Annotated in this window: 23 protein-coding genes; 12 read left to right on the top strand and 11 right to left on the bottom strand. The window is 64.5% G+C overall.

From position 1 onward, the window contains the following. Positions 1-114 precede the first annotated feature (114 nt). Positions 115-783: a TetR/AcrR family transcriptional regulator gene (locus CH271_RS24825; protein WP_256986543.1), complete on the top strand. Its 669-nt coding sequence runs from the start codon at positions 115-117 to the stop codon at positions 781-783. Between the two features lie 10 nt (positions 784-793). Here CH271_RS24825 and CH271_RS24820 read toward each other — a convergent pair whose 3' ends face one another. From CH271_RS24820 to CH271_RS24810, 4 genes are all read right to left on the bottom strand, one after another. Then, entirely contained in the window at positions 794-1,006 is a 213-nt protein-coding gene (locus CH271_RS24820; RefSeq protein ID WP_094613040.1) for a hypothetical protein, read from the bottom strand. Between the two features lie 4 nt (positions 1,007-1,010). Next, a complete protein-coding gene (locus CH271_RS29025; RefSeq protein ID WP_170945782.1) occupies positions 1,011-1,154 on the bottom strand; it encodes a hypothetical protein in 144 nt (47 codons plus the stop codon). A gap of 519 nt (positions 1,155-1,673) precedes the next feature. Further along, a complete protein-coding gene (locus CH271_RS24815) occupies positions 1,674-2,435 on the bottom strand; it encodes a lysophospholipid acyltransferase family protein (protein ID WP_094635293.1) in 762 nt (253 codons plus the stop codon). Positions 2,436-2,444: 9 nt separating this feature from the next. Further along, the gene (locus CH271_RS24810; RefSeq protein ID WP_094635292.1) at positions 2,445-3,425 is read right to left on the bottom strand and encodes an SDR family oxidoreductase; all 981 of its coding nucleotides are present in this window, start codon (positions 3,423-3,425) and stop codon (positions 2,445-2,447) included. A 180-nt stretch (positions 3,426-3,605) separates the two neighbouring features. On the opposite strand from CH271_RS24810, the gene CH271_RS24805 reads away from it, so the two are divergent. Continuing rightward, a complete protein-coding gene (locus tag CH271_RS24805) occupies positions 3,606-4,520 on the top strand; it encodes an alpha/beta fold hydrolase (RefSeq protein WP_094635291.1) in 915 nt (304 codons plus the stop codon). Between the two features lie 66 nt (positions 4,521-4,586). Here CH271_RS24805 and CH271_RS24800 read toward each other — a convergent pair whose 3' ends face one another. From CH271_RS24800 to CH271_RS24790, 3 genes are read right to left on the bottom strand one after another with little or no spacing between them, the layout of a single operon-like run. Then, complete coding sequence (locus CH271_RS24800) at positions 4,587-6,377, bottom strand: FAD-dependent monooxygenase (RefSeq protein WP_094635290.1); 1,791 nt, start codon at positions 6,375-6,377, stop codon at positions 4,587-4,589. Further along, on the bottom strand, positions 6,374-7,300 hold the full coding sequence (locus tag CH271_RS24795) for a fumarylacetoacetate hydrolase family protein (protein ID WP_094635289.1): 927 nt from the start codon (positions 7,298-7,300) through the stop codon (positions 6,374-6,376). The genes CH271_RS24800 and CH271_RS24795 overlap by 4 nt, the downstream gene beginning before the upstream one ends. Before the next feature lie 40 nt (positions 7,301-7,340). Then, on the bottom strand, positions 7,341-7,976 hold the full coding sequence (locus tag CH271_RS24790; protein WP_094635288.1) for a VOC family protein: 636 nt from the start codon (positions 7,974-7,976) through the stop codon (positions 7,341-7,343). Between the two features lie 118 nt (positions 7,977-8,094). Between CH271_RS24790 and CH271_RS24785 the strand changes: the two genes are divergently transcribed. The 3 genes from CH271_RS24785 (at position 8,095) to CH271_RS24775 (ending at position 12,427) form a co-directional block, all read left to right on the top strand. Continuing rightward, positions 8,095-8,724, top strand: a complete 630-nt coding sequence (locus CH271_RS24785; protein WP_094635287.1) for a TetR/AcrR family transcriptional regulator — start codon at positions 8,095-8,097, stop codon at positions 8,722-8,724. A 249-nt stretch (positions 8,725-8,973) separates the two neighbouring features. Continuing rightward, positions 8,974-11,328 (top strand): transketolase-like TK C-terminal-containing protein, encoded by a 2,355-nt coding sequence (locus CH271_RS24780; RefSeq protein ID WP_094635286.1) that lies wholly within the window; start codon positions 8,974-8,976, stop codon positions 11,326-11,328. A gap of 28 nt (positions 11,329-11,356) precedes the next feature. Then, the gene (locus CH271_RS24775) at positions 11,357-12,427 is read left to right on the top strand and encodes a dihydrolipoamide acetyltransferase family protein (protein ID WP_094635285.1); all 1,071 of its coding nucleotides are present in this window, start codon (positions 11,357-11,359) and stop codon (positions 12,425-12,427) included. A 51-nt stretch (positions 12,428-12,478) separates the two neighbouring features. Here CH271_RS24775 and CH271_RS24770 read toward each other — a convergent pair whose 3' ends face one another. Further along, on the bottom strand, positions 12,479-12,910 hold the full coding sequence (locus CH271_RS24770; RefSeq protein WP_179274710.1) for a type II toxin-antitoxin system Rv0910 family toxin: 432 nt from the start codon (positions 12,908-12,910) through the stop codon (positions 12,479-12,481). Positions 12,911-13,049: 139 nt separating this feature from the next. Here CH271_RS24770 and CH271_RS24765 point away from each other — a divergent pair, with 139 nt between their 5' ends. Further along, positions 13,050-14,252 carry an oxidoreductase gene (locus tag CH271_RS24765; RefSeq protein ID WP_094635283.1) on the top strand — a complete coding sequence of 401 codons (1,203 nt, stop codon included), beginning with the start codon at positions 13,050-13,052 and terminating at the stop codon, positions 14,250-14,252. Positions 14,253-14,322: 70 nt separating this feature from the next. After that, positions 14,323-14,988: a TetR/AcrR family transcriptional regulator gene (locus tag CH271_RS24760; RefSeq protein ID WP_179274711.1), complete on the top strand. Its 666-nt coding sequence runs from the start codon at positions 14,323-14,325 to the stop codon at positions 14,986-14,988. Between the two features lie 13 nt (positions 14,989-15,001). Here the strand turns inward: CH271_RS24760 and CH271_RS24755 are convergent, their stop codons facing one another. Together CH271_RS24755 and CH271_RS24750 are read right to left on the bottom strand one after the other, a co-directional pair. Beyond that, complete coding sequence (locus CH271_RS24755; protein WP_094635281.1) at positions 15,002-15,757, bottom strand: TspO/MBR family protein; 756 nt, start codon at positions 15,755-15,757, stop codon at positions 15,002-15,004. Between the two features lie 51 nt (positions 15,758-15,808). Continuing rightward, a complete protein-coding gene (locus CH271_RS24750; protein WP_306437418.1) occupies positions 15,809-16,441 on the bottom strand; it encodes a TetR/AcrR family transcriptional regulator in 633 nt (210 codons plus the stop codon). Between the two features lie 44 nt (positions 16,442-16,485). Here CH271_RS24750 and CH271_RS24745 point away from each other — a divergent pair, with 44 nt between their 5' ends. The 4 genes from CH271_RS24745 to CH271_RS24730 are packed head-to-tail and all read left to right on the top strand — an operon-like array spanning position 16,486 to position 20,881. After that, a complete protein-coding gene (locus CH271_RS24745; RefSeq protein ID WP_094635279.1) occupies positions 16,486-17,670 on the top strand; it encodes an oxygenase MpaB family protein in 1,185 nt (394 codons plus the stop codon). A gap of 40 nt (positions 17,671-17,710) precedes the next feature. Then, on the top strand, positions 17,711-18,937 hold the full coding sequence (locus tag CH271_RS24740) for an alpha/beta hydrolase family protein (protein ID WP_094635278.1): 1,227 nt from the start codon (positions 17,711-17,713) through the stop codon (positions 18,935-18,937). 14 nt (positions 18,938-18,951) lie between these two features. Next, positions 18,952-19,794: an alpha/beta fold hydrolase gene (locus CH271_RS24735; RefSeq protein WP_256986542.1), complete on the top strand. Its 843-nt coding sequence runs from the start codon at positions 18,952-18,954 to the stop codon at positions 19,792-19,794. A gap of 19 nt (positions 19,795-19,813) precedes the next feature. Next, positions 19,814-20,881: a M20 family metallopeptidase gene (locus tag CH271_RS24730; RefSeq protein ID WP_252341939.1), complete on the top strand. Its 1,068-nt coding sequence runs from the start codon at positions 19,814-19,816 to the stop codon at positions 20,879-20,881. On the opposite strand, the gene CH271_RS24725 is transcribed toward CH271_RS24730, so the two are convergent. Then, on the bottom strand, positions 20,842-21,867 hold the full coding sequence (locus CH271_RS24725; RefSeq protein ID WP_094635275.1) for a LacI family DNA-binding transcriptional regulator: 1,026 nt from the start codon (positions 21,865-21,867) through the stop codon (positions 20,842-20,844). The genes CH271_RS24730 and CH271_RS24725 overlap by 40 nt on opposite strands. Before the next feature lie 204 nt (positions 21,868-22,071). Between CH271_RS24725 and CH271_RS24720 the strand changes: the two genes are divergently transcribed. Beyond that, on the top strand, positions 22,072-22,938 hold the full coding sequence (locus tag CH271_RS24720; RefSeq protein ID WP_252341940.1) for a BtpA/SgcQ family protein: 867 nt from the start codon (positions 22,072-22,074) through the stop codon (positions 22,936-22,938). The last annotated feature ends 2 nt before the right edge of the window (positions 22,939-22,940 follow it).

Raw genomic sequence — 22,940 nt, 5'->3', positions numbered from 1 at the left:
GACATTGACGATATCGTCACTCATCACGCGTCACCGCGTCAAGCATTTTTGACGAATTCGTCAACATTTCTCGCGATAGGCTGCCCTCACCACATTCCAGAGCAGGAGCGCACCGTGACCGAAGGCAACCGTGTCGAGCGCCGGAAGGCTCGCACCAGAGCCGCCCTCGTTCGGGCCGCGCAAGGATTCCTGGCGAGCGGAAACACCAACGCACCCGTTCTGGAGATAACCCAGGCCGCCGACGTCAGCAACGGATCGTTCTACAACTACTTCGAGACCAAAGAAGAGCTGTGGCAGGCAGCGATCGACGCGGCCCTCGAATCCGCAGGCGACTACCTCGACTCACTCACCGTGGGATTGGACGACCCGGTCGAGAAGTTCACCCAGTCCTTCCGGCTGTCCGGACGACTCTTCCGCCTCGAACCGCAACTGAGTCTCGTCCTGCTCAACTCCGAGGCCGCCGCATTCGCCGCGGCCGGCGGCCTGGCACCGCGTTCACGCCGAGATATCGAATCAGCCGCCGCCCAAGGGCGATTCGATGTGGACGACGCAGATGTCGCACTCGCGATCGTGGCCGGTTCGCTACTGTCCTTGGGGCGACTGCTGCTCGCCCAACCCGAGCGCGACGAAGCTGCGACCGTGGACGACACGACGCAACGCGTGCTGCGAGCGCTCGGGATCTCCGCCGACGAGGCCGAAAAACTGTGTGGCCGCGAGCTTCCGACGTCCTACAGCGGCGGAGTTCAGGCAGCGATCGACCCCACGTCCCAGCCGCTCCCGTAGCCGACCGAAGTCAGTCGTCCGCGGCCCTGAGCGCGACGCTCAGGGCCTCTTGCGCCGATATGTCCGCCTCGATCGCACCGCGCATCTCGGCATCGTCGAGGTCGACGAGCAACGGAGAATCGGTGTCGGACTGTCCGCGCACATCGGCGAGTTCCTGCTCGCGATCTTTCGCTCGCCGATAGACGGCAAGGGCCTCGTCCTGCTTCTCTCGTGCGGTGGCCATGCCGTCAGGCTCTCTGGTGTCGCGCGGGGGCGTGCGCAGATGCCTCGACGGGAACCGACACGGCAACGGGTTCGACCTTCCGATCACTACCGCGCGTGCTCATCTTCATGAAGTTCTGCAGTTCGTCGTGAATAGGTGTGTCGGTCATGAGACTCGACCTTCTCGACCTACGATGCGCAGGTCGGTTCGGTTTCGCTGAACCATTGTGTGCGCTGAACGAGCGGCGTGACACCGACCCTACGGCCTTTCCTCCCACGCGGTCCACGCTGCGCCGAACATCCTCGACCAGAACTCCGTTGCTCTCGACGAGCTGGGGGCTCGGGGTCTACTGTCGCTCACGTCGACACGTTCGATCGCGCGCAAGCGGCAGTCGATGGCCGGGGCCCATGCACACAGCGCAGGCTGACGGCGACTCGAACCTCGGCACACCTTCCTGCCGAGGACACCTGCTGCTCGACCGGGACACGCACGGCAGCGGCATTCGACGTACAGGATCGAGTCAGAGTGCTCACCTACAGCTTCAACCTCGACTACCGAGGCGTATGCCCCATCTGCGAACAGATCACGTTGGGAGAGAACGTCATCGATTCGCCGGCCGTCGGACCGACCAGCAGCCGCATCTATGCCTCCTGTGAAGCGTGCGGATGGGAAGGACCTGGCTGACGGCTCAGCCGATCACCGGCTTGCGGTCCTTCGTCAATTCGTCGAGCTCTGCTTGCATCGCCGAGTGAACTCGGTGCGCGAAGTCCTCTGCGGTCTCGTCGGGTTCGGGACGCATCGGCGCGAGCACCGACGTCTCCAGCTTCGTGGGCAACGGTAGATACGGAAGCAACCCGACTACCCCGAAATTCACGCCCCAGGGAATGGATACCGACAGCGGCAGCGTCTTGACTCGAAATGCCGTCTTGTTCAATCGGAGCGCCTTGGCGATACGACGACCACTGCTGAGGACGAGGAGCGACTCACCCGCGCCCGCGGTCACGACCGGAACTATCGGCACCCCGGCTTCCATTGCGAGACGCGCGTAACCACTGCGTCCGGCGAAGACGATGTCGTTTCGGTGCCGCCACGACTTCAGCGCATCGAGGTCACCGCCCGGAAAGACCAGGACATTGTGCCCCTCTTCGAATGCGTCGAGAGCATTCTCTCGAGCGGCCGGACGCGCGCCGAAGGGCTCGAGCAACTTCCCTGCACGCAGCGTCCACGCGATCTGGTGCGTCAACGCGATCACTTCCCTGGACAGCTTCAGATCGTCGTACGCCGCCGAGAACGCGAACACGTTCAGATCGATCACTCCGCCGAACCCGTGATTGCACACGAACAACACGGGCTCGTCGGGAACCGGTTGTGCGACCGACACTTCGAGGCGATTGTAGAGACGGACAGCATTGATTCCCATGGCCCGAATCGCCCGAGGTACTTTGTGCATGGGCGCACTCTAGCGGGGCCGGACGCCCCTGCGTGCTGCTTCGCGGACCGCGAACTCACGGTAGGTGGTGGCAGGTCGTCCGAGAAGCTTCGGCAACTCGGTCATGTCCCCTGCAGGCAGTCCGTTCTTGTCGTAGTAGTTCATCATGCGCTCGTAGCAGTCCCTCGAGTCCTGCGACCAGTTGCGAATTCCGCGGGCGTTCGAGGACTGCTGGAGTCCACGGATCACATGCTGCGGCGCATGGATCTTGGTCGACAACAACGACTTGGCGACGACAGTGACCAGTGCACCGGCTCCCCGCAACGGGTTCTGCAGCGACGCCGGTGGGAGCCTCACCGCGGACACGGGATGGCCGAGAACGTCGGACCAGATCCGCGCCATCTCGTGTCGGTCGAGTTCCTCCGACGACAAGTCGTACGTCTGGTTCTCGTGTCCCTCGGGTGCGGCGAGGATGTTGGCCGCGACCTCGCTGACGTCCTCGGCATCGACGACGCCCATCACCGAATTCGGCGACGACGGGTACGGCAGAACTCCACCTTGCATGAACTCCCAGAAATCCAGGTAGTTCTGCATGAAGTGGGACGCCCGCAGATTTGTGCAGGCGATACCCGAACGCCGAAACACCTCCTCGACGCGGCCCTTCTCCTGATGGTGGAACATCTCGGTGATCTCGGGATGAATCACCGAGTGATACACGATGTGCTCGACGCCGTTCGCGAGACATGCTGCGACGATGTCCTCGGCGATCGAGACCTCGTGCACGAGCGACGTCGGATGGACGTGGAACAGGCGTCGAACACCGACGGTCGCTGCGAGTACATCCGCTGCCGATCGAATGTCACCGATCACCACATCGGTCGCTCCGTCGGCACGTGCACCCTCGGCCTGCTTCTCGTCCTTGACGAACGCTCGGACCTTTTCTCCGCGTCCGTTCAGATCGCGGAGTACTGCGTGTCCGACACTGCCGCCGGCACCGGTGACCAGAATCATCGTGCCCCTTCTCTCGAAACCGAAGTAGAACAAGTCACATATTGACTTGAAGTCAAAAAGTACGCTACAAAAAAACTGACTGACAGTCAATGGCCTGTCCGGTCACGACGACGAACGAGTGCTCGGCTCGACTGGATCGAGCACTGCATCCGACGACACCCTCGACGAGAAAGTAGCGAAGTGACCGATTCCGAAATCCAACGATGGCAAGACATGCAGTGGAACAACCACACTCGTGACGTAGATGTGGACGGATCGCGTATCCACCTCGTCGACCTGAATCCGACCGCAGACGAGGTGGTGATCTTTCTGCACGGCATTTCGGCCAGCTGGCGCTGGTTCATCGAGATCTTGCCCGAGGTTGCGCGGTCGCGTCGAGCCATCGGCATCGACCTACCCGGTTTCGGTGGCTCGCAATTCTCACGGGGCCACAGCAGCTTCGCCGCACTCGCCGATTCCGTCGCCGCGACGTGCTCGACTCTCGGCATCACACACGCGACGTTCGTCGGACACTCCATGGGTTCGATCGTGGCGACGCGACTGGCGGCAGATCACCCCGGGCTGGTCGAGCGGCTCGTCGTCACCGGTGGACCGATCCTCTCGCTCACCCGCCTCACACGACGTCCGATCGGCACCATCCGCGATCAACCACGCGCGGTGGCAACCCTGTTGGCCGAGTTGGTCACCATCAGCCTGCCCATGCCGAACTGGTTGGCGCACAGAGCCGCACGATCGCCCATGCTCCTCAAGGCCACGCTCGGACCGTTCGTGAACCGGACCGACCGACTCGACCCCGAGCTCATGGACCAGGTGATGTCCGCATTGGGCGCACCGGGATCTTTCCCGGCGCTGCTGTCCACCGCATCCGCCGACCCGAGTGCCGGGCTGGACCGCATCACCTGCCCGACGCGGATCATTCGCGGACCGGGCGATCCCCTGTCACCACCCGCCGACGTCCAACGATTCCTCGACGCCGTTCCCGCCGCGACCGCCGTCGACATCGAGGGCACCGGACATTGGCCGCACATCGAGAAGCCGGCCGAGTTCTTGGCCGAACTGACTGCGTTCCTGGACATTCCGACACAACAGCCCTGATCTCTTCGAGCATGGCACATGGTGCCCCACCATCGGTGGGGCACCATGTGCCATGTCGTCGGAGGCTTACACGCCCGCGGACACCGTGAAGTAACGCCCCCATTGCCGGTTCACGAACTCGCTCAGGTCGCGCGTGGCGTCCTCACCCGATGCCGCTGTGCGCCAGGCAGTGTGGCCGTCGGGACGAACGAGCACCGCGCCGGTCTCACCCACCTCGTACAGGCGAATCAGCTCGTCACGATCGACACCTGCCGGTACTTCAGCAGAGATCAGGGTGACGCCAGGCCCGGCGTTCTCCAGTTCCGACACCACGCCTGACCAACTGTCGCCGGCAAAAGTAAACAGCGACAACTTGTTCGGGTCGAGCGTCTCGTGCACCGGCACCTGCGCACCGCCTACCGAGACCACCGCGTGCGGGAGTCTGGCCCCCGGGTATGTCGTGGGCAGATAATCGACCACGTCCTCGGCGGGCTTGACCGAAGGATCCCGTGCGATCAACGGACTGGCGTAGAGGTAGCCGAACTGCAAGCCGATCGACACGAAGTGCTCCACCTGAAGCGGGATCGCGTCGGCGATCTCGCGACGAAGCTGGGCGGCCCCGGGTGCGTCGGGGTCGACTTTCTGCGCGCGCGCCATCTGCCGCCGTGTCGCAGCGGCAGCCAGTGGCGCGATCAACTTCCCCGGAACCTTGTTCAGCGGCGGACGACCCATCACCTGAGTGGCTTTCGCCAACATCTTGTTGGTGATGCCCACCCGCTTCCCGATGTCGTCCATCCGGAAATGGTTCGCGACACTCTGCTCGGCGAACTTCTCCACCACCGGACGGCGCTCGGTCTCGTAGGTGTCCAACAAGGACGCAGACGCGTCGCCCGACAGAACGGCGTCGAGCTTCCAGGCCAGATTGTGAGCATCCTGAACGCCCGAGTTCAACCCGAAACCACCGGTGTGCGGAAACCGGTGCGCCGCATCGCCGAGCAGAAGCAGACGGCCACGACGGAACGCGTCGGCGGTCTGTGAGGTCATCACCCACGTCCCGGTCGACTCCAGATCGAACTCGTGGTCTCCCAACACCTTCGGCAGCGTGCGTGACCAGTAGGCTCGACTGTCCTTGGCGATCTCCTGTTCGGGGTGCAGGTACGCCGTCATCAGAATGTATCGATGGTCGGCGTGCGCGATCATCACACCGCACAGCTCCGGTGTGAAGATCCAACTGAGCAGCGGCCGAGCATCATCGGGGAAGAGCGTCTTCGAGGTGAAGAAGGCACTACCCATGTTCGCGAGGACCGGTCCGGTCAAGCCAACCCCGGTACCGTCTCGTGTCGCGCTGTTCGCACCGTCGCACGCCAACACGTACTCGGCCTCGATCTCGGCTACTCCGTTCGCGCATCGCCCGCGCACCCGTGCACCGGACGCGTCGGTGTCGACGGACTCGACAGCGCATCCGCGTCGAAACTCGATCAGAGGTTCGGCATCGAGCGCGTCCCACAGTACCGGCATCAACAGATGCTGACCGATGTGCGAGACCAGGAAGGGACTCTGACTCTCGACGATCGCCTTGCGCGCGGGGTCCGAGAGCAGGTCGATGGAACCGATGGCCTCGTCCGACAGGCCTCCGAACCAGCTGATGAGGTTGACGGTCTCGTGCGGCGGCGACATCGCGGCGATCGAGCGCGCCAGCTCGGGGCTGTATTCGTTCCAGATCTCGAGGGTGCGGGCGTTGATCACGTGCGCGGCGGGATGAAACAGCGGCGCGTCTCGCCGCTCGAGCACGACACTACGAATCCCTCTGCGCGCCAACAGCAACGCGGCGGTACAACCAGCCGGGCCGGCCCCGACCACGACGATCGGCACGGTCATCGGACCACCGTCTCCTGCGTCCCCAGATCGATGGCTCCGTCGGCGGTCTTGATACCGGCGGTGATCACATCGTCGACCGAGAGGTAATCGGGGTTCTTCGCCTGCCGGGCGAAGAAGAACTTCCACTTCAGCGCCGGCGGAATCAACTCGCCGATCTTCTGCACGATCTTGGGCGGCGCGGAAATGGCGGTGCCGATCGGTGTTCCGGTGAGGAGTACGTCGCCGGCGGTCATGTTCTGGAAGCGGGCCAACCGGGTGAGCGCCTCGGCCGGCGGAGTGATCAGGTCGTTGCCGATCGTCTGGTCCTGGCGCGTCTCACCGTTGACAGCCAACGTCATGTGCAGCTCGGGGATGCGACGGAGCTCGTCGTTGTCCAACAGCACCAGCCGAGGCCCCAACGGGGTGAACGTGGGATACGACTTGCTCTCGTACACCTGGACTTTCGTCAGCTGGATCTCGCGCGCGGACACGTCGTTCGCCACGATCACCCCGGCCACGTAGTCCGAGAGGTTCTCGTCGGTGACCGTCGTGCCGATGGGAATCTCGGCACCGACGACGATTCCCAGTTCGATCTCGTAGTCCAGCAGCGCCACCTCGGGCGGCTGGCGGATGGGATCGAACGGGCCACTGACCGACGCCGAGGACTTACGAAAGAAGGTCGGCTGCAACGTGTTCGGATCGGAGCCGGCATCGATCGCGTGGGATCGGTAATTGAGCAGTTGCGCCACCACCCGGCACGGTGTGGTGACCGGAGATACGAGCTCGAGCTCGTCGACACTCGACCCCGCACCCGACGCGCCGGTGATGGCGTCGCGATCGGCAAGAAGTTCGCGGGTGGTCTCGGCCGTCGTCTCGATACGGATTGCACGGTCGCCATCGAGGCGCCACCATCCGTCGATGGTCCGGACTACGTTGACAGACATGTGAGTCTTTCTCCCCCTTTTTCGATCGAAATCTGCTCGGTCACAAAGTTTTCGGCGTGATGGTCTTCTTGTTGGCGACGACCGGATGCCCGGGCCGAGTTCCGGCCTCACGTCGGCGAAGTTCCTCGTGCGGCACGCCGTTGCGCAGCTGGCTGAGCAGGTAATCGGGGTCGATGTTGACGCCGATCGGGTTCTTCGCGAACTCCTCGGTGAAGAAGAACGCCGCGGTGTTCTCGGCATCGAAGTTCTCGACCTGGAATTCGAGGCGCACCCCATCGGGATCCTCGTAGTAGAGCGAGATCGTCGGTCCGTGATTGATCGACCACACCGGCACGATGCCGAGCCGCTTGAGTCGCACGTAGTTCTCCAGCAGTCGCTCGAGCGAGATGAACGTCAATGCGATGTGGTCGATTCCGTACGCCTTGCGCCTGAACTTGGCGAACGGGAAAAGGAACCTGACGGGCTTCGGGACGGCAATGATCGCCAGTCGATGCGACTCGTCATCCCAGGTCAGGAACGTGATTCCCTCGTCCTGGTACACGATCTCGGCGCCGAACACCGCTCCGTACCACCGCACCATCTCCTCGGTGCGCGCTGACTTGACCACCCAGTGGGCGATGAGGTCGGGCGCAACCCTCGGCGCTTTCCGACTCCCTGCATCCTGCGTCGTACTCATCGAACGAGCCTTTCTTCGGGTCACCTGTTGTGACCTACGCTACGGCCACTTTGACTGGTAGTCAAGAAATTGATCGCAGGTCAGGAGAGTTTCCTTCCGGTGAGCTAATGTCGGATCGGTGTCGACCAACCCGTCCCCCGGAGCCGAGCGTTCCCGCCGTTCCCGACCCAGGCGGGACCGTCGACAAGCGCTGATCGACGCGGCGATCGAGCTTCTGGCCGAGGGCAACGGCGCCGACATCAGCGCCGCCGCGATCTGCCGTCGAGCAGGCGTGGCCCACGGGCTGTTGTTCTACTACTTCACCGACAAACAAGGCCTGGTCGCGGCCGCACTGGCCGACGTGTTGTCGAAATTGTCGGACTTCCAGGAGCCTGCGGCCGACGAGGAGTCCGTACGGGCACGCATGGAGGGTTTCGTGCGACGCCACATCGAATTTCTCGAGCGGCATCGCGCCCTGTACGTGCGAGTGGTTCGGGAGGGAGAATTGGGCGATTCCGTCGTCGAACATGCCGTCCGAGAAGCACGGGCCGAGGGTGCGCTGCAGGTCGCATCACTCGCGGAACTTCCGGAACCCTTGTCTCCGTTGCAGAGTGCCGCCATTTCGGGCTGGACCGGCTTTCTCGATCGGACCGCCGACGCGTACTTCGACACCCCTGAACTGCAACTCGACGCAGTGGTCGCGCTCGTGGTGGACACTTTCGAGGCAGTGGTGATCGCAGCGCAGGCCCGACCCGACTCGACGCCCTAGAGGTCAGGACGACCAAGTTTCGTACCCTCGAGCGGCCCGAAACCGTGCAACCTGCACAGTCTGCGAAGCACTACTTGCGCAACACGGGATGCGGCTGGTCCACTGTCCGTCATCGCAGCTCAGTTGCATCCCCTCGGCGATTCGAAACCCGAACGCCCGTCCGGACCGCAGGACCACACTCGGCCCTCTTCGTCCGCTCCGCTTTTTCTTGCCCCCGGCACATTCGACGTCGATTCAGGAGCACCTGTCATGACCAGCATCAGTCCCGCCGACCGCCGCTCGCCCACCGGTGATCACCACGACCTGCACGAGCTCGCCCAGCGGGTGCTGTGGTTGTCGACGTCGATGATCCACCATGCCAACCGAATTCGGCCCAACCCGACCGGACTCAAGGTCGGCGGCCACCAAGCCTCCTGCGCGTCGATGGTCTCGATCATGACCTCGCTGTGGTTCGAGCAGCTGCAGCCCGGCGACCGCGTGTCGGTCAAGCCCCACGCCTCGCCGGTGCTGCACGCGATCAACTACCTGCTGGGCGAGCTGGACCAGAAGTACCTGACAACACTCCGCGCCTACGGCGGTCTGCAGTCCTACCCCTCGCGGGCCAAGGACCCGGACACCGTCGACTACTCCACCGGATCCGTCGGCATCGGTGCCACGGCCCCGATCTGGGGAGCGATGTCCCGACGCTTCGTCGAGGACCGGTTCGGCACGGAGGAATCCACACCGAAGACGCCCGGCTTCAGCGGACGGCAGTACTCGTTGGTCGGCGATGCGGAACTCGACGAAGGTGCGGTCTGGGAGGCGATCATCGATCCGGGCATCGCCGAGCTCGGCGAGATCGTCTGGATCGTCGACCTCAACCGCCAGTCGTTGGACCGAGTGGTCCCCAACATCGCTGCGCGTCGCCTCGAGAAGATGTTCGACGCCGCCGGCTGGCAGGTCATCACCGTCAAGTTCGGCCGGTTGCTCGAAGACTTGTTCGCCAAGCCGGGCGGCGACGCATTGCGCACGCGAATCCTGGACATGCCGAACCCGGAATACCAGCGCCTGCTGCGCTGCACGGCCGACGAGGTGCGCACCAGACTTCCGGGATCGGGTCCCGACGCCACCGCCATTGCCGACCTGATCGCCGATCTCGACGACACACTGCTGACCGAGTCGATTCGCAACCTGGGCGGACACGATCTGGATGCATTGCGAGAGGCCTATTCTCATATCGACGACACCCGTCCCACCGTGATCGTCGCGTACACGGTCAAGGGATTCGGCCTGCCCACCCAGGGCCATCCGCAGAACCACTCGTCACTGTTGACCGTCGATGAGTACGCAGAACTCGCACGCACCCTCGGCACCGATCCCGAGCAGCCCTGGGGTCGCTTCGACACCGACAGCGGACCCGGCCGGCTGTGCGCTGCCACCGCGGAACGGCTACGCCGCGAACCGATTCCGGCGTCGACGCCACCCGTCGTTCCCACCGACATCGGACGCACCCCCAAGGGCACGGCCACCACGCAGGCCGCACTGGGCCGCACCCTGATCGACCTCACTCGAGAAGCTCCCGACGCTGCTCGACGCGTGGTCACGGTCAGCCCCGACGTCAGTTCGACCACCAACCTCGGTGGTTGGGTCAACAAGGTCGGCGTCTGGTCGTCGTCGGATCGGCACGACTGGTTCGGCGACGACGCCGAGACGATCATGCACTGGCGCGAAGGGCCGTCCGGTCAGCACATGGAACTCGGAATCGCGGAGACCAACCTGGTCGGACTGATGGGCGAGCTCGGTGCCACGTGGAGCCGTTGGGGCGAGCCTCTGTTCCCGATCGGTGTCATGTACGACCCGTTCGTCGAGCGCGCACTCGAGCCGTGGTCGTACGGCATCTACGCGGGTGGCCAGTCTATTCTGGTCGGCACGCCGTCGGGAGTCACCCTGGCCGCGGAAGGTGGTGCGCACCAGTCGATCAAGACCCCGTCGATCGGACTTGAACAGCCCGGCTGCATCACCTACGAGCCCGCATTCGCCATCGACGTCGAATGGACACTGCTCGCGAGCATCGGCCGACTCGGACGCCCCGACGGCACCTCGGCATACCTGCGCCTGTCGACGCGTCCCGTCGACCAGTCGAAGGCGGACGTCCCCAGCGATCCGGCTGCCCGGGAACGCAGGCGTCGCCAGGTCGTCGCAGGCGGTTACCCGCTGGTGCGCCGAGACGGAGCGACGGTGACCATCGCAGCCATGGGAGCGTTGATGACCGAAGCCCTGGACGCCGCCGAGCGTTTGGAGCAGATCGGCGTCATCGCGGACGTTCTGTGCATCACCAGCCCGGGCGAGCTCTACCGCGCGCTGCAGGCCAGGCAAGGACACCACGTGGGCGAATCCTGGATTCTCGATCAACTGCTGCCCGCCGAACGAGCGACCCCGATGGTCACGGTGCTCGATGGGCATCCGCACACCCTCGCGTTCCTCGCCACCGTCAACCGCGTTGCGTCGACGTCGTTGGGCGTGAGCAACTTCGGACAGGTGGGCTCACTCGACGAGGTGTACAAGCACCACCGGATCGACACCGATTCCATCGTGGGCGCAGCTCTCGATGTGACCGGTCAGTGACAAGGCCCCTCCGACAGCGAAAGCAGCCATGACCGCAACCGTCACGACCACCACCGTTCCGATGCCGTCCCTCGGTGAGAACATCACCGAGGGAACCGTCACTCGATGGCTCAAGCAGCCCGGCGATACCGTCGCAGTCGACGAGGCTCTGCTCGAAGTGGCCACCGACAAGGTGGACACGGAGATTCCGTCACCGGCGGCGGGGATCCTCACCGAGATCCTCGCCTCCGAGGACGACGTGGTCGCCATCGGTGCACCACTGGCAACGCTCGCCCCGGATCATGTTGCGAGCGAACCCCCGTCGCCCGAGACACCTCCTCCGACACCCCAGGCGGAGGACGTCACTGCCGCCGCAGTGGAGCCGGAGGTCGTCGAGACTGCGGCCGACCGCGTCGAAAAGCTGCCGCGTATCCGGCGGACCATCGCAACCCGGATGGTCCAATCCCTGCACACCGCAGCTCAATTGACGACGGTTGTGGAAGCCGAGGTGTCCGCGGTGGCGCGGGTCCGGCGCGAGAACAAGGACTCGTTCCAGCGCCGCACCGGAAACAAATTGTCGTATCTGCCGTTCTTCGTCAAAGCTGCAGTGGAGGCACTGGCGGACAATCCCGTCGTCAATTCTTCGCTCGACGCCGACGTCACCACCGTGACCTATCACGGTGCCTGCCATCTGGGTATGGCCGTCGACAGCCCGAAGGGGCTCATGGTCCCGGTCATCCGAAACGCAGAGCAACTCTCCATCTCTGCGCTGGCGTCCGAAATCGCGGGCGCTGCCGAGAAGGTGCGCGGCGGCACCGTCACCGCCGACGATCTTTCCGGAGGCACGTTCACCATCACCAATACCGGAAGCCGCGGCGCACTGTTCGACACGCCCATCATCAATCAGCCGCAATCGGCGATCCTGGGATTCGGCTCGGTCGTCGAGCGTGTGGTGCCCGTCCGAGATGCCGCGGGAAACTTGACCATCACCGCGGTTCCGACCGTGTACCTCTCGCTGTCGTACGACCACCGCATCGTCGACGGTGCCGATGCGGCCCGCTACCTCGGTGATGTCAAGAAGCGGCTCGAAAAGGGTTACACAGCTGATCTTCTCGACTGACGAGTCGAACTTTCCGATCGCCCCGCACGCAAGTGCGGGGCGATCGGCGTTTCACGCGAGGTACTCCGCGAGTCCGTTCAGGGTGGCGGTGAGCTTCTTCTTGAAGGTGCCCTGCAGCGCCTTGCCCACCACTCCGAACAACAGCGGACTGGTCACCCCCAGCTCGAGGGTGACGGCAGTACCGCTGCCGCGAGCGGCGCAGTTCATAGTCAGCCGAATCTTCGATCCGGTGGATCCGGCACCCACCAGGACCAATTCCTCAGGTGCACGCAGACTTTCGACCTGGAACTCGATGGTGTCGATGATGCTGGCGATCTTGATCTTCTCGACCATCGTCGCCCCGACCTCGAGGTCCTTCGGAGGCGTCTCCACCCATTCCTCGTGTAGCGCATGCCACTTCTCGAAGGTGCTGACGTCGGACAGTGTTGCCCACACCTCGTCCTGAGAGGCGGGTAGCTCCTGCGTCATGGTGATGTTCAGCATCCGGGTTCCTTCGCTCGACAACGGCGTGCCCACAACTACGCCACACCGCTGATCGGAAGTCAACATTGACCTCAGGTCAAGTTGCGCCTAGTTTCGTGAGACACGCCTCACAGGCTGGGGCCGAACCGAAAGAAGAGTCATGACGACGACCGAAACACTGTCCGTTGACACCGCCGCCGATGTAGTTGCCAACCTTCGGGCTCTCGTACCCGACCTGAAGGCCGGAGCCGCCGAGAACGAGCAGGCACGACGCCTGTCCGAGGACACCGTCGACGCTCTCCGCCGCGCGGGCGCATTTCGAGTCGCAGCACCGGCGAAGTTCGGCGGACTCGAAACCGATCTACGCACCATGCTCGACGTCTCGGCAATCATCGCCGAAGGTGACGCGGGCGCATCCTGGGTCACCACCCTGTCCAACGTGAACAACTGGGCCGCAGGGCTTTACAGCGACGAGGCTCAGGCCGAGATCTACGCGAACGGGCCGGATGCAGTCATTGCCGGCGTCGTCACTCCCGGCGGCACCGCCCGCAAGGTCGAGGGCGGTTACCGCCTCACGGGCACGTGGCCCTACGCCTCGGCCAGCCTGCACTCGGAGTGGTTCACAGGCGGAATCATCATCAACGACGAAGACGGCGACATGCTGGACCAGGGCATGGCATTGCTGCCTCGCTCGGACTACCGCATCGACGACACCTGGTACGTGGCCGGCATGCGCGCCTCCGGCAGCAACACCGTCATCGCGGACGACGTGTTCGTCCCCGAACACCACATGCTCTCGATGATTCCGGCGTTCAGCGGTGCCAACGTGGCAGAACGTACCGATTCCGCGTTCGCTCGCTCGGCCTTCGGTCCCATGCTCGTCATGGTGCTCGTCGGACCGCAACTCGGAATGGGCCGTGCTGCAGTCGAACTCGTTCGAACGAAGGCGTCACAGAAGGCCCTGGCCTACACCACGTACGACCGGCAGGCCGACTCGGTGGCCTTCCAGATGATGCTCGCCGAAGCCGCACTGAAGGTCGACACTGCACACCTGCATGCGTACCGCGCGGCAGAGGACGTCAAGCGGTGGGCCGAAGCCGGCGAGTACCCGGACTTGCTCTCGCGCGCTCGTGTTCGCGGCGACGCAGCCGTTGCACTGCGCAGCATCAATGAGGCGCTCAACATCCTCATGGACGCCACCGGGGCCGGGGCCTTCGCCGATGTCAATGCACTGCAGCGTATTTGGCGCGATTCCAACGTCGGTGCCCGCCACGCCGTCATGCTCCCGCGAGTGTCGATCGAAACCTATGGCAAGGCACTCCTCGGCTTCGACCTTCATGACCACATCACGCCGATCATCTGACGAGGACCTAGTCTTGTGTCGAACCGTAGGCAGCAGCCGAGCGGGGACGCCGAGACAGAGGGGGCTCGAGGTGCCGAATCGATCCACCGAGCCGGTTGCCCGGGCCACCCGGGCAACGGCTCGAGCCGCAGAAACCCGTCAGCGAATGATCGATGCGGCAGTCGCCCTGTTCGCAGAATCCGACTACGACAAGGTGGGCGTAGCCGACATCGTGGAATCGGCGGATGTGGCGCACGGCTTGCTGTTCCACTACTTCGGCAACAAGCGAGGCATCTACCTCGAGTCGATGCGGGCCACGGCCTCCGCGATGTCCCAGGCGTTCGCGGACATCCCCGATTCGACACCCGACGTTCAGATACGGGCCGCTCTGACCAGCCATCTCGAGTACCTGCGCGTGCACCGCGGCCTGGCGCTCCGAATGGTGCTGGGCGGCAGAGGTGCCGATCCAGAAGCCTGGGAAGTATTCGAAGGTGCCCGCACCGCAGTGCTGGAAGCGGCGGCCACTCGGCTCGGACTGGACCCGGAGAACACCGGTGTCAGGCTGGTCGGTCGAAGCATCGTCGCCGCAATCGACGGTGCAACGGCCCGATGGCTCGAAGAGGACGTCCGCATCGACGTCGAGCAGATGGTCGAGTGGCTGGTACACCTCATCGTTGCGTGCCTGAGCACCGCGCCGGTTCTCGATCCCACGCTGCAGGTCGACAAAGCCGTCGCATTGCTTCGAGGATCGGACTAGGTCGCGGGGGGGATCACGCCACCGAGACCGACCTTCGCTCACGGATCCGTGTTCCTACCGTTCCGAGTGCGACCACCACGGCCGCGAGAACCGCTGTCCAGCCGACGGTCGTGTCGACCACCTCACCGGAGAGGCGGCCCTGCGCCAACCATCCCAGCCCCCAGACGATCGCCAGCATCGGTGCGACCGCACCACCGGAGTACTGAGCCAGAAACACCCCGACACCGGCTGCAACCACGAGCACGATGACCGCCCATACCGTTGCGCCACTGGTGAATCCGAGACTCACCAGCCACGCGGAGATGTTCGCGATAGTCGCCACACACACCCACCCGAGGTACACACCCATCGTGCCGTCGGTGATCACCGCGTCGACGACGCCCTCCGGTCGATGCTGCTGCATCAGTACGAAGACACGAACGAGCACCGCCAGCAACGCGACGATGACGATCACGCTCAGCCACAACTGCCCGATCTGAATCACGAGAATCCACGCCGGATTGAGCAACATCGACGCGACGATCGGTGCACGCAACGCGTCGTGGCGGGCGGTGCGGCCGGGTAGGAACTGCCAGACGGCGTAGGCGATGAGCCCGGTGTAGATCACCGACCAGATCGAGAACGCAGGGCCGGCCGGTGCCACCAACGTGGACGTGGCACTGAGCGCCCCACCTGCTGCCTCGGCGATGGGCGTCCCGATCCACGCACCCGACCCGAGGAACGACACCACGACTGCCACGACCGCACTGACGACGACCACGATTTTCATAGCAGGACTGATCCCCCGAATTCGGCGGTCGCAAACACCCCTGCCGGGTTGCTAACCCGCATCGGCACCCTCGAATGCGGCAAGCAACATTCGAGCCGTCGTGGCCACCAACTTCGTTCGGTCCGAACCCGCGGGTCTGAACAACGCGACCCTCATGCACAGGCTCGCGGTGGCACCCATCGTCAGGAACACGAGATCGTCGAGGACGTCGTCGTCGAGATCGGGTCGGATTCGGGTGGGCATGATGCGCGCGAGGGGCAGCAGTGGACGTTCGATGTCCTTCCATTGGCCACCCAGTTCCGAGCCTCCTGCTGCGAAGGCCGTCCGGACGACCGCCTCGTGTTCCTCGAACGCAGAAGTGAGGGTCTCGACGATGGTGACGATCGCGTCGGCCGGCGCTTGGTCCATCGCCCGTCCGATTCCGGTGGCCAGCCGCGTGGTGATGTCGTGGATCGTTGCGGTTCGCAGCTCGTCCATCACGGACTCGATGTCGGTGAAGTAGCGATAGACGGTGCCGATACTGACGTGCACGTGCCGTGCGAGCTGGTACGTCGTCGGGAGATAGCCGGGCTTCTTCTGCAAGAGCTCGATGGTCCCGGTCAACAGTCGAGCACGCATCTCGACGGCGCGTTGCTGCCGCGGAGTCGATCTCGGTCGCGGTGACGACGGGCGTCGAGCTGGCATGAAAGTGAATAGTAAGTGAGGAATTCTCGTGTTCCACTGAAAGTATGAATACTCGCGCTCCCTCCGGGCTTGTTCGCGCAGACGACGCCGTCTCGATGCACGGCCAGACGGGCCGCGAGTGGCTCGACGCGATGTGGCGAGCCGATCCACTCGCCGATCGAGTGCTGGACGAGGACTTCGGTTCTTCGTCGTCGACCGCCGCCGTCTCTGCCGCGCTCACGAACGGCATCGATCCCGACGCCCCGGCTGCGCTTCGAAAGCTGTTCGCATTTCTCGACTCCGAACCGGACTGGGTCGATCACGAACGCCTCGACCGCGCCGCCGACGCCCTCGTCCGCTACAGCGCGGTGATGGGGATCGTGCTGGGAGCGGCGTCGCTGCTTCGCGGCGCAGAGAACTCCATTGCAGGCAAACCGCTGGCCATCACCGGACGGTACGTCTCGCAACCGGCAATCCGCTCCATCGAAGTAGGAAACTGGCTGCAGAAAGTCATCTCCCCGGGCGGAATGGCCAGGCACGGAGACGGATTCGCCTACACGGTGCGGGTACGCATGATCCACGCCCACGTGCGACGAGGAATCCGACACCTCGGCACGTGGGACGACGACGCCTGGGGCGTGCCGATCCCGCAGCCGTACATGGCGTTCACGATCGCCGAGTTCGGCCACATCGCGCTCGACGCCATGCATCGGGTCGGCGTGCGCTTCACCGACCGAGAACTCGGGGACATCTACCACCTGTGGCGCTACGTCGGACATGTCGTCGGCGTCGACCACGAGCTCAACCCGATCGACGAATCGGACCACATCCGCATCGAGCAGCTGTACCGACTCACCTCCCCCGGCCCCAGCCAGGACGATCGGGACTTCGTCGCGGCCCTCACCGACGACTATCTGGTGCCCGAACTGGCCAACCTGCTACCCGGGCCCCGAAAGGTGACCCGCGCGGTGGCGTCGGCGACGATGTCTGCCCTGCAGCGCGTCCTGATCGGCGACGAGGCGTCGGACGATCTACACATCCCGGCAACGTCGCTCACGCACGTCGTGTCGCTCGTCGGGCCGCTGCTTCCTGTGGTGAACCGAGCGCGCACGCTCCGGGCCGGCGGACCGGCCGAGCTGACGCGGAGGTCCTACCTCGTGCGCGACAAGGAGATGCAGCGCATGCGCGTGAGCTACCGGGTCACTCACGACTTGGTCGACGACGTCCACCGGACCCACTCGGTCAGTTGAGCCCTGCCGATTCCCACCCCGGTCTGGTAGACACGCGGGAGTGAATGCCATCAGTCGACCGAACCGAGCTCGACGCGTCGGAGCCGCACTCGCGGTGTCCAGCTGCGCGCTCGTCGGGTGCAGCTCCACGCCCGAGCCCGAGCCCGCGCCCGTGACCACGCCCGCCGAGACGACGACAGCACCGGCCCCGCAGTACGACTTCACGGGAGTGCCGGGAACCGTTCTCGATTCCGAGGATTTCGGCGATCGGTCGACAGCGCTCTCCGCCACCGGAGCCACGCTGTACCGATTCGTCTACGAGTCCACGTCGGGTGTCGACAATTCCCCCACGGCGGTCTCGGGAGTGGCAGCCGTTCCGGCAGGCACCCCGCCCGAGGGCGGTTGGCCGATCGTCGTCTACGGACACGGCACCACCGGAGTGCAGGCCGACTGCGGACCCACCCTGTATCCCGATCTGCTCGGCTATCAATTCGCTATTCATGACTTCACCGAACTCGGATACGTCACCGTGCTGCCCGATTACCAGGGCCTGGGCACCGGCGGCGGCACCCACCCGTATCTGGAGCCGCGCACCTCGGGACACAACATGATCGACGCGGCCCGCGCAGCCACGAGCGCACTGCCCGATACGTCCACCCGCTGGGCCGCTGTCGGGTTGTCACAGGGCGGCCAAGCAGCCTGGGCGGCAAACGAACTCGCCGCCAGCTACGGCCAAGGCCTCGACCTGGTGGCATCGGTGTCGCTGTCGCCGCCGACGGATCTGAAGCCCCTGGTGCAGGCCGGAACGGACGGAACCCTCACCACACCGCAGAAAGAACTGATGCCCTCGGTGCTCTACGGTGCACAACAGGTCGACCCTGCCATCGATCCGAGGAACTACATGGGCAGCGTCGCCGAAGAGAACAACGAGCTCCTGCTCACCTGCTCGGGCGGAGATGTCGAAGGCAAGGAGCGAGCAGTCGCGGCGATGGCGCCGGACGAGTTCGCTGCCGACTCAGCGCAATCCGAGCAACAGCTGCTCGACGTGATCGATCGCTACACACTCCCCCAGGTACGAACCGAGGTACCGATGTTCGTGGCCTACGGCGCGAAGGACGACGTTGTTCTGCCGCAGTGGACCGCCGAGGGAGTCCGAAAGGCCTGCGCCCTGGGTGATCCGATCGTTGCGCAGGAACAGCCCGAGCAGGGCCACGACGTCAGCGACGAAGCAGCCATGCAGTTCCTGGCTGCCGAGTTCGCAGGCCAATCGGTGCCCAGCACATGCTGACGACCGGCTCTTCGATGGAGAGAATCACCGAGTACACGCACGACGGTCTTGTGTTCGACGTCCTCGACCAAGGTCCGCTCGACGGCCCGATCGTGTTGCTGCTGCACGGATTTCCCGAGCGGGCGTCGTCATGGTCCGCGGTGATGGCCATCCTGAACGAGCACGGATACCGCACTGTTGCACCGGATCAGCGTGGGTACTCACCGCGGGCCCGGCCGACGCGTCGTCGCGACTATCGCGTCGGAGCGTTGGTCAGCGATGTCGCCGCCTTGATGGAGGTGATCGGAAGACCGGTTCATCTCGTGGGACACGACTGGGGAGCGAACATCGCCTGGGTCACCGCAGGCCGACACCCTCGGCTCGTTGCATCGCTGACGGCGTTCTCGGTTCCGCACCCCGGCGCTTTCATGACCGGCTTGCTCACCTCGAAACAGATTCTGCACTCCTGGTACTTCGCGTTCTTCCAACTGCCGATACTGCCCGAGAAGTGGATGATGCGGCCCGGCGCACGGGCCGAGAAGTGGTACGAGCAAAGCGGAATGACCGAGGACGACCTCGAACGGACGAAGACGGAGATCGTCGACTACGGCGCACTGCCCTTCGCCGTCACCTGGTACCGCGGACTGCCGTTCTCGAATCCGGGCATCGGCCGCCTGCGCATCACCGTGCCGACGTCGATGGTCTGGAGTGACGGAGACACCTTCATCGGACGATCCGCCGTCGAAGGTGTGCAACGCTACGTCGATGCTGCGTTCTCCCTGACGGTGCTGCCCGGCGTCTCGCACTGGATTCCGACGCAGGCCCCCGACGCTGCTGCCGCAGCGGTGATGCGATTGAGTACTTCCTATGGCGCTTGACCACACTACTGCCGTAGGCATGCTTACCGAGCTGGTCACCCAGCGCACTGTGTCCGGCGACCCGGCACCCCAGCGTTCCTCGATGGATGCAGTGGTATCCGAACTCTCGGCACGCACGAACGGCATCGCGGTCGAAGGAGATCGCGATGGTCCGCACCCATGGCTGTTGATCACCAATGATGCACCTCCGACGGCGGCGCGGCTGATGTTCGCCTGCCATGTCGATACCGTTCCGGCGGGCGATCTTTCGAACTGGCAGTTCGACCCATTCGCCGCCGACATCGAGAACGGCGTGTTGCGCGGCCGAGGTACGTCGGACATGAAAGCAGGACTCGTGGCCGCAACGGCCGCCGTGCTCGACGCCTTCGAGAACGGCGTTCCCGCAGCACTGTTGCTCACCAGCGACGAGGAGATCGGCTCGCTCGGTGCGCTCGCAGCCCGCCACGCCGTCGCCGAGTGCCCGGTCGGTGCCGTGGTGGTGCCAGAGGCAACGGGGAACCAGGTGCATCTGGGACACCGAGGCGCTCTGTGGGTCGACGTCACCACCAAAGGCATTGCTGCACATGGCAGCACGCCGCAACGGGGCGAGAGCGCCATCATGAAGCTCGTCGACGTCCTGGCCAGGGCCCGCGACGAACTCCCTTTGTCGACCGATGCGTTCCTTGGTGCCGAGACGTTCAACGTCGGATTGATCGACGGCGGATCGGCTCCCAACATCGTTCCCGATACCGCACGCGTCGTCGTCGATCATCGAACCGTCGACGACGGCTCCAGGCTGCTGTCGTGGTGGCGGGATCAACCCGAGGTCGACCATGTCGACGCGCGCATCGACCTGCCGGGCGTCAGGACAGCGGGTGGCAACAGTTGGGTCGATGCGCTCCCGCATTCCGTTGCAGCAGAACCGGTCACGTACTTCACCGACGCCTCGATCATCGCCGCTGCGGCTCCCGGCGCACCGATCGTCGTCTGGGGACCCGGCACGCCTGCACTGATGCATGCCGCCGACGAGACCGTCGCGCTCGACGAACTCGACGCGGCGATCGCCGCCTACACCGCCGTAACGCGAGCCTGGCCGACCGTCGACTGACGGACCACCAGCTCCGGCTGCAGCGCAATGTGCGCGGTTCCGGTCTCGTCGCTGTTCATCGCCTGGTCCAACAACCGAGTGGCCTCCGCAGCGATGCGTTCCTGCGGCTGGCGGACGGTCGTCAGCGGCGGATTACTCAACGCGGAGAACGGAATATCGTCGAACCCGGTCACCATGACATCGGCCGGAACCGACAACCCCAGAGCCTGGCAGCTCTGCAGCACGCCGAGCGCGATCAGATCATCGGCACAGACCACAGCATCAGGACGAGACGATGCGCCGAGCATCGACCACGATGACTCGCGTCCCCAGTCGATCGAGTAGTCACCCAACAGCGTCCACTCCTCTCGCGTCTCTATCCCTACCCTCTGGGCGTGACGGAAGAACCCGGCTCGACGCAGCTCGGTCGACGAGTTCGTCAGCTCGGAACTGATGAAGGCTGCACTCCGAACACCCAGCGCAGCAAGGTGATCCATGACCAGCGCCTGTGCGGCGTCGTCGTCGACGCCCACCCAGTCGGTGTGGGTGTCGAGCGCGAAGCGGTCGAGTTGAACGACAGGAATAGCGCGGGCCGTGGTGCGCACTGCCTCTGCGGACCGCTCCCCGTGGCACGGGCTGATGATGATGCCGTCGACCTGACGCGAGACCAAGCTCCGCAACCTCTGTGCTTCGACGTCCGGATCGGATCGGGAGTCACACAGAAACAGTTGCAACCCACGCTGTGACAGCACGTGCTCGACGTTGACGACCAGCGAGGTGAAGAAGGGATTGGCGATGCTCGGCACCACCATGCCGACGGTGTCCGTTCTGTTGCGGCGCAGCGAGCTGGCGATGATGTTGCCGGAGTAGCCCAGCTCGTCGGCTGCACGCCGGATCGCCGCAGCCACGTCCTCCGAGACCGGACGTGAGCCGGACAGCGCGCGCGACACCGTTGCCGTCGAGACGCCCGCGCGCTCCGCTACGTCGCGAATGGTTGCTTTACGCATCCAACTCCTACTCTCACGTGGGGACCCGAGGTTATCGAACCGTGTGGTCGCTTGCCGTGCTGTTTACACAGTAGAGGTAATCGTTTACATAAACGACTCGAGTAATCCTTGACACGAACGGGTGTCGATCCCTTACGGTGCATACATACAAGGCAATCGATTACATTCACTCTTGCCGACGACCACACCCGAGGAGTCCCCTACGTGAGTACGTCCCCGTCGGACCAGAACCCCGCAGCATCGCTGGGAGTCTTTCCGACCAAGCCGTCGGCGCTGGCCGAGATGTTCGCCTCGGCACCGGCACTGATCGGTGCCATCCATCTTCCTGCACTCCCCGGCAGCCCACATTACAAAGGTCAGCCCGTCTCGGAGATCTCCGAGTTCGCTCTGGCCGAGGCGCATGCGTACATCGACAACGGGTTCGACGGCGTCATCGTGGAGAACCATTGGGACATACCGTTCCTCAAGCCCGGTGAACACGGTTACGAGACCGCGGCCAGCATGGGTGTTGTCACGGCCGCCGTCGTCGGCGACTTCGGCAACCGAGTCGGCGTCAGCATCCTGTCCAACGCAGGCGAATGCGGCGTGGCCGCAGCCTGGGCGGCAGGTGCAAGCTTCGTGCGAGTCAACCAGTGGGCCAACGCCTACATCGCCAACGAGGGATTCATCGAGGGCCAGGCCGCCAAGACCACACGCTTCCGCCACCGCATCGGAGCCGACCCGGTCAAGATCTTCGCGGACGTCCACGTCAAACACGGCGCGCACGCGATCGTCGCCGACCGCACCATCGCCGAGCAGACCGAGGACGCCGAATTCTTCGACGCCGACGTCCTCATCGCCACCGGTTCACGCACCGGAGATGCCGCGTCGGTGGACGAGGTCTCGGTGATCAAGAACAACACGATGCTTCCCGTCATCATCGGCTCCGGCATCACCGCCGCCAACGTGGGCGACCTGATGAAGGAATGCGACGGGGCCATCATCGCTTCCTCGGTGAAGGAGAACGCCCGCTGGTGGGGACGCGTCGCGGGCGAGAAGGTGCGTGCTGTGGCCCGCGCGGCAGGGAAGTAGCA

It is taken from the genome of Rhodococcus sp. 05-340-2 (assembly GCF_002258915.1).
Classification (GTDB): Bacteria; Actinomycetota; Actinomycetes; order Mycobacteriales; family Mycobacteriaceae; genus Rhodococcoides.
Note: the sequence above shows the minus strand (reverse complement) of the source record. Positions and strands in the feature narration are given on the sequence as shown.

Bases quoted from the DNA above. Each gene is read 5' to 3' on its own strand.
- CH271_RS24795 (WP_094635289.1), bottom strand. From the start codon at position 7,300: ATGTCTGTCAACGTAGTCCGGACCATCGACGGATGGTGGCGCCTCGAT.
- CH271_RS24820 (WP_094613040.1), bottom strand. From the start codon at position 1,006: ATGGCCACCGCACGAGAGAAGCAGGACGAGGCCCTTGCCGTCTATCGG.
- CH271_RS24780 (WP_094635286.1), top strand. From the start codon at position 8,974: ATGACCAGCATCAGTCCCGCCGACCGCCGCTCGCCCACCGGTGATCAC.
- CH271_RS24745 (WP_094635279.1), top strand. From the start codon at position 16,486: ATGAATACTCGCGCTCCCTCCGGGCTTGTTCGCGCAGACGACGCCGTC.
- CH271_RS24725 (WP_094635275.1), bottom strand. From the start codon at position 21,867: ATGCGTAAAGCAACCATTCGCGACGTAGCGGAGCGCGCGGGCGTCTCG.
- CH271_RS24750 (WP_306437418.1), bottom strand. From the start codon at position 16,441: ATGCCAGCTCGACGCCCGTCGTCACCGCGACCGAGATCGACTCCGCGG.
- CH271_RS24735 (WP_256986542.1), top strand. From the start codon at position 18,952: ATGGAGAGAATCACCGAGTACACGCACGACGGTCTTGTGTTCGACGTC.
- CH271_RS24730 (WP_252341939.1), top strand. From the start codon at position 19,814: ATGCTTACCGAGCTGGTCACCCAGCGCACTGTGTCCGGCGACCCGGCA.
- CH271_RS24765 (WP_094635283.1), top strand. From the start codon at position 13,050: ATGACGACGACCGAAACACTGTCCGTTGACACCGCCGCCGATGTAGTT.
- CH271_RS24800 (WP_094635290.1), bottom strand. From the start codon at position 6,377: ATGACCGTGCCGATCGTCGTGGTCGGGGCCGGCCCGGCTGGTTGTACC.
- CH271_RS29025 (WP_170945782.1), bottom strand. From the start codon at position 1,154: ATGACCGACACACCTATTCACGACGAACTGCAGAACTTCATGAAGATG.
- CH271_RS24790 (WP_094635288.1), bottom strand. From the start codon at position 7,976: ATGAGTACGACGCAGGATGCAGGGAGTCGGAAAGCGCCGAGGGTTGCG.
- CH271_RS24775 (WP_094635285.1), top strand. From the start codon at position 11,357: ATGACCGCAACCGTCACGACCACCACCGTTCCGATGCCGTCCCTCGGT.
- CH271_RS24810 (WP_094635292.1), bottom strand. From the start codon at position 3,425: ATGATTCTGGTCACCGGTGCCGGCGGCAGTGTCGGACACGCAGTACTC.
- CH271_RS24770 (WP_179274710.1), bottom strand. From the start codon at position 12,910: ATGCTGAACATCACCATGACGCAGGAGCTACCCGCCTCTCAGGACGAG.
- CH271_RS24755 (WP_094635281.1), bottom strand. From the start codon at position 15,757: ATGAAAATCGTGGTCGTCGTCAGTGCGGTCGTGGCAGTCGTGGTGTCG.
- CH271_RS24815 (WP_094635293.1), bottom strand. From the start codon at position 2,435: ATGCACAAAGTACCTCGGGCGATTCGGGCCATGGGAATCAATGCTGTC.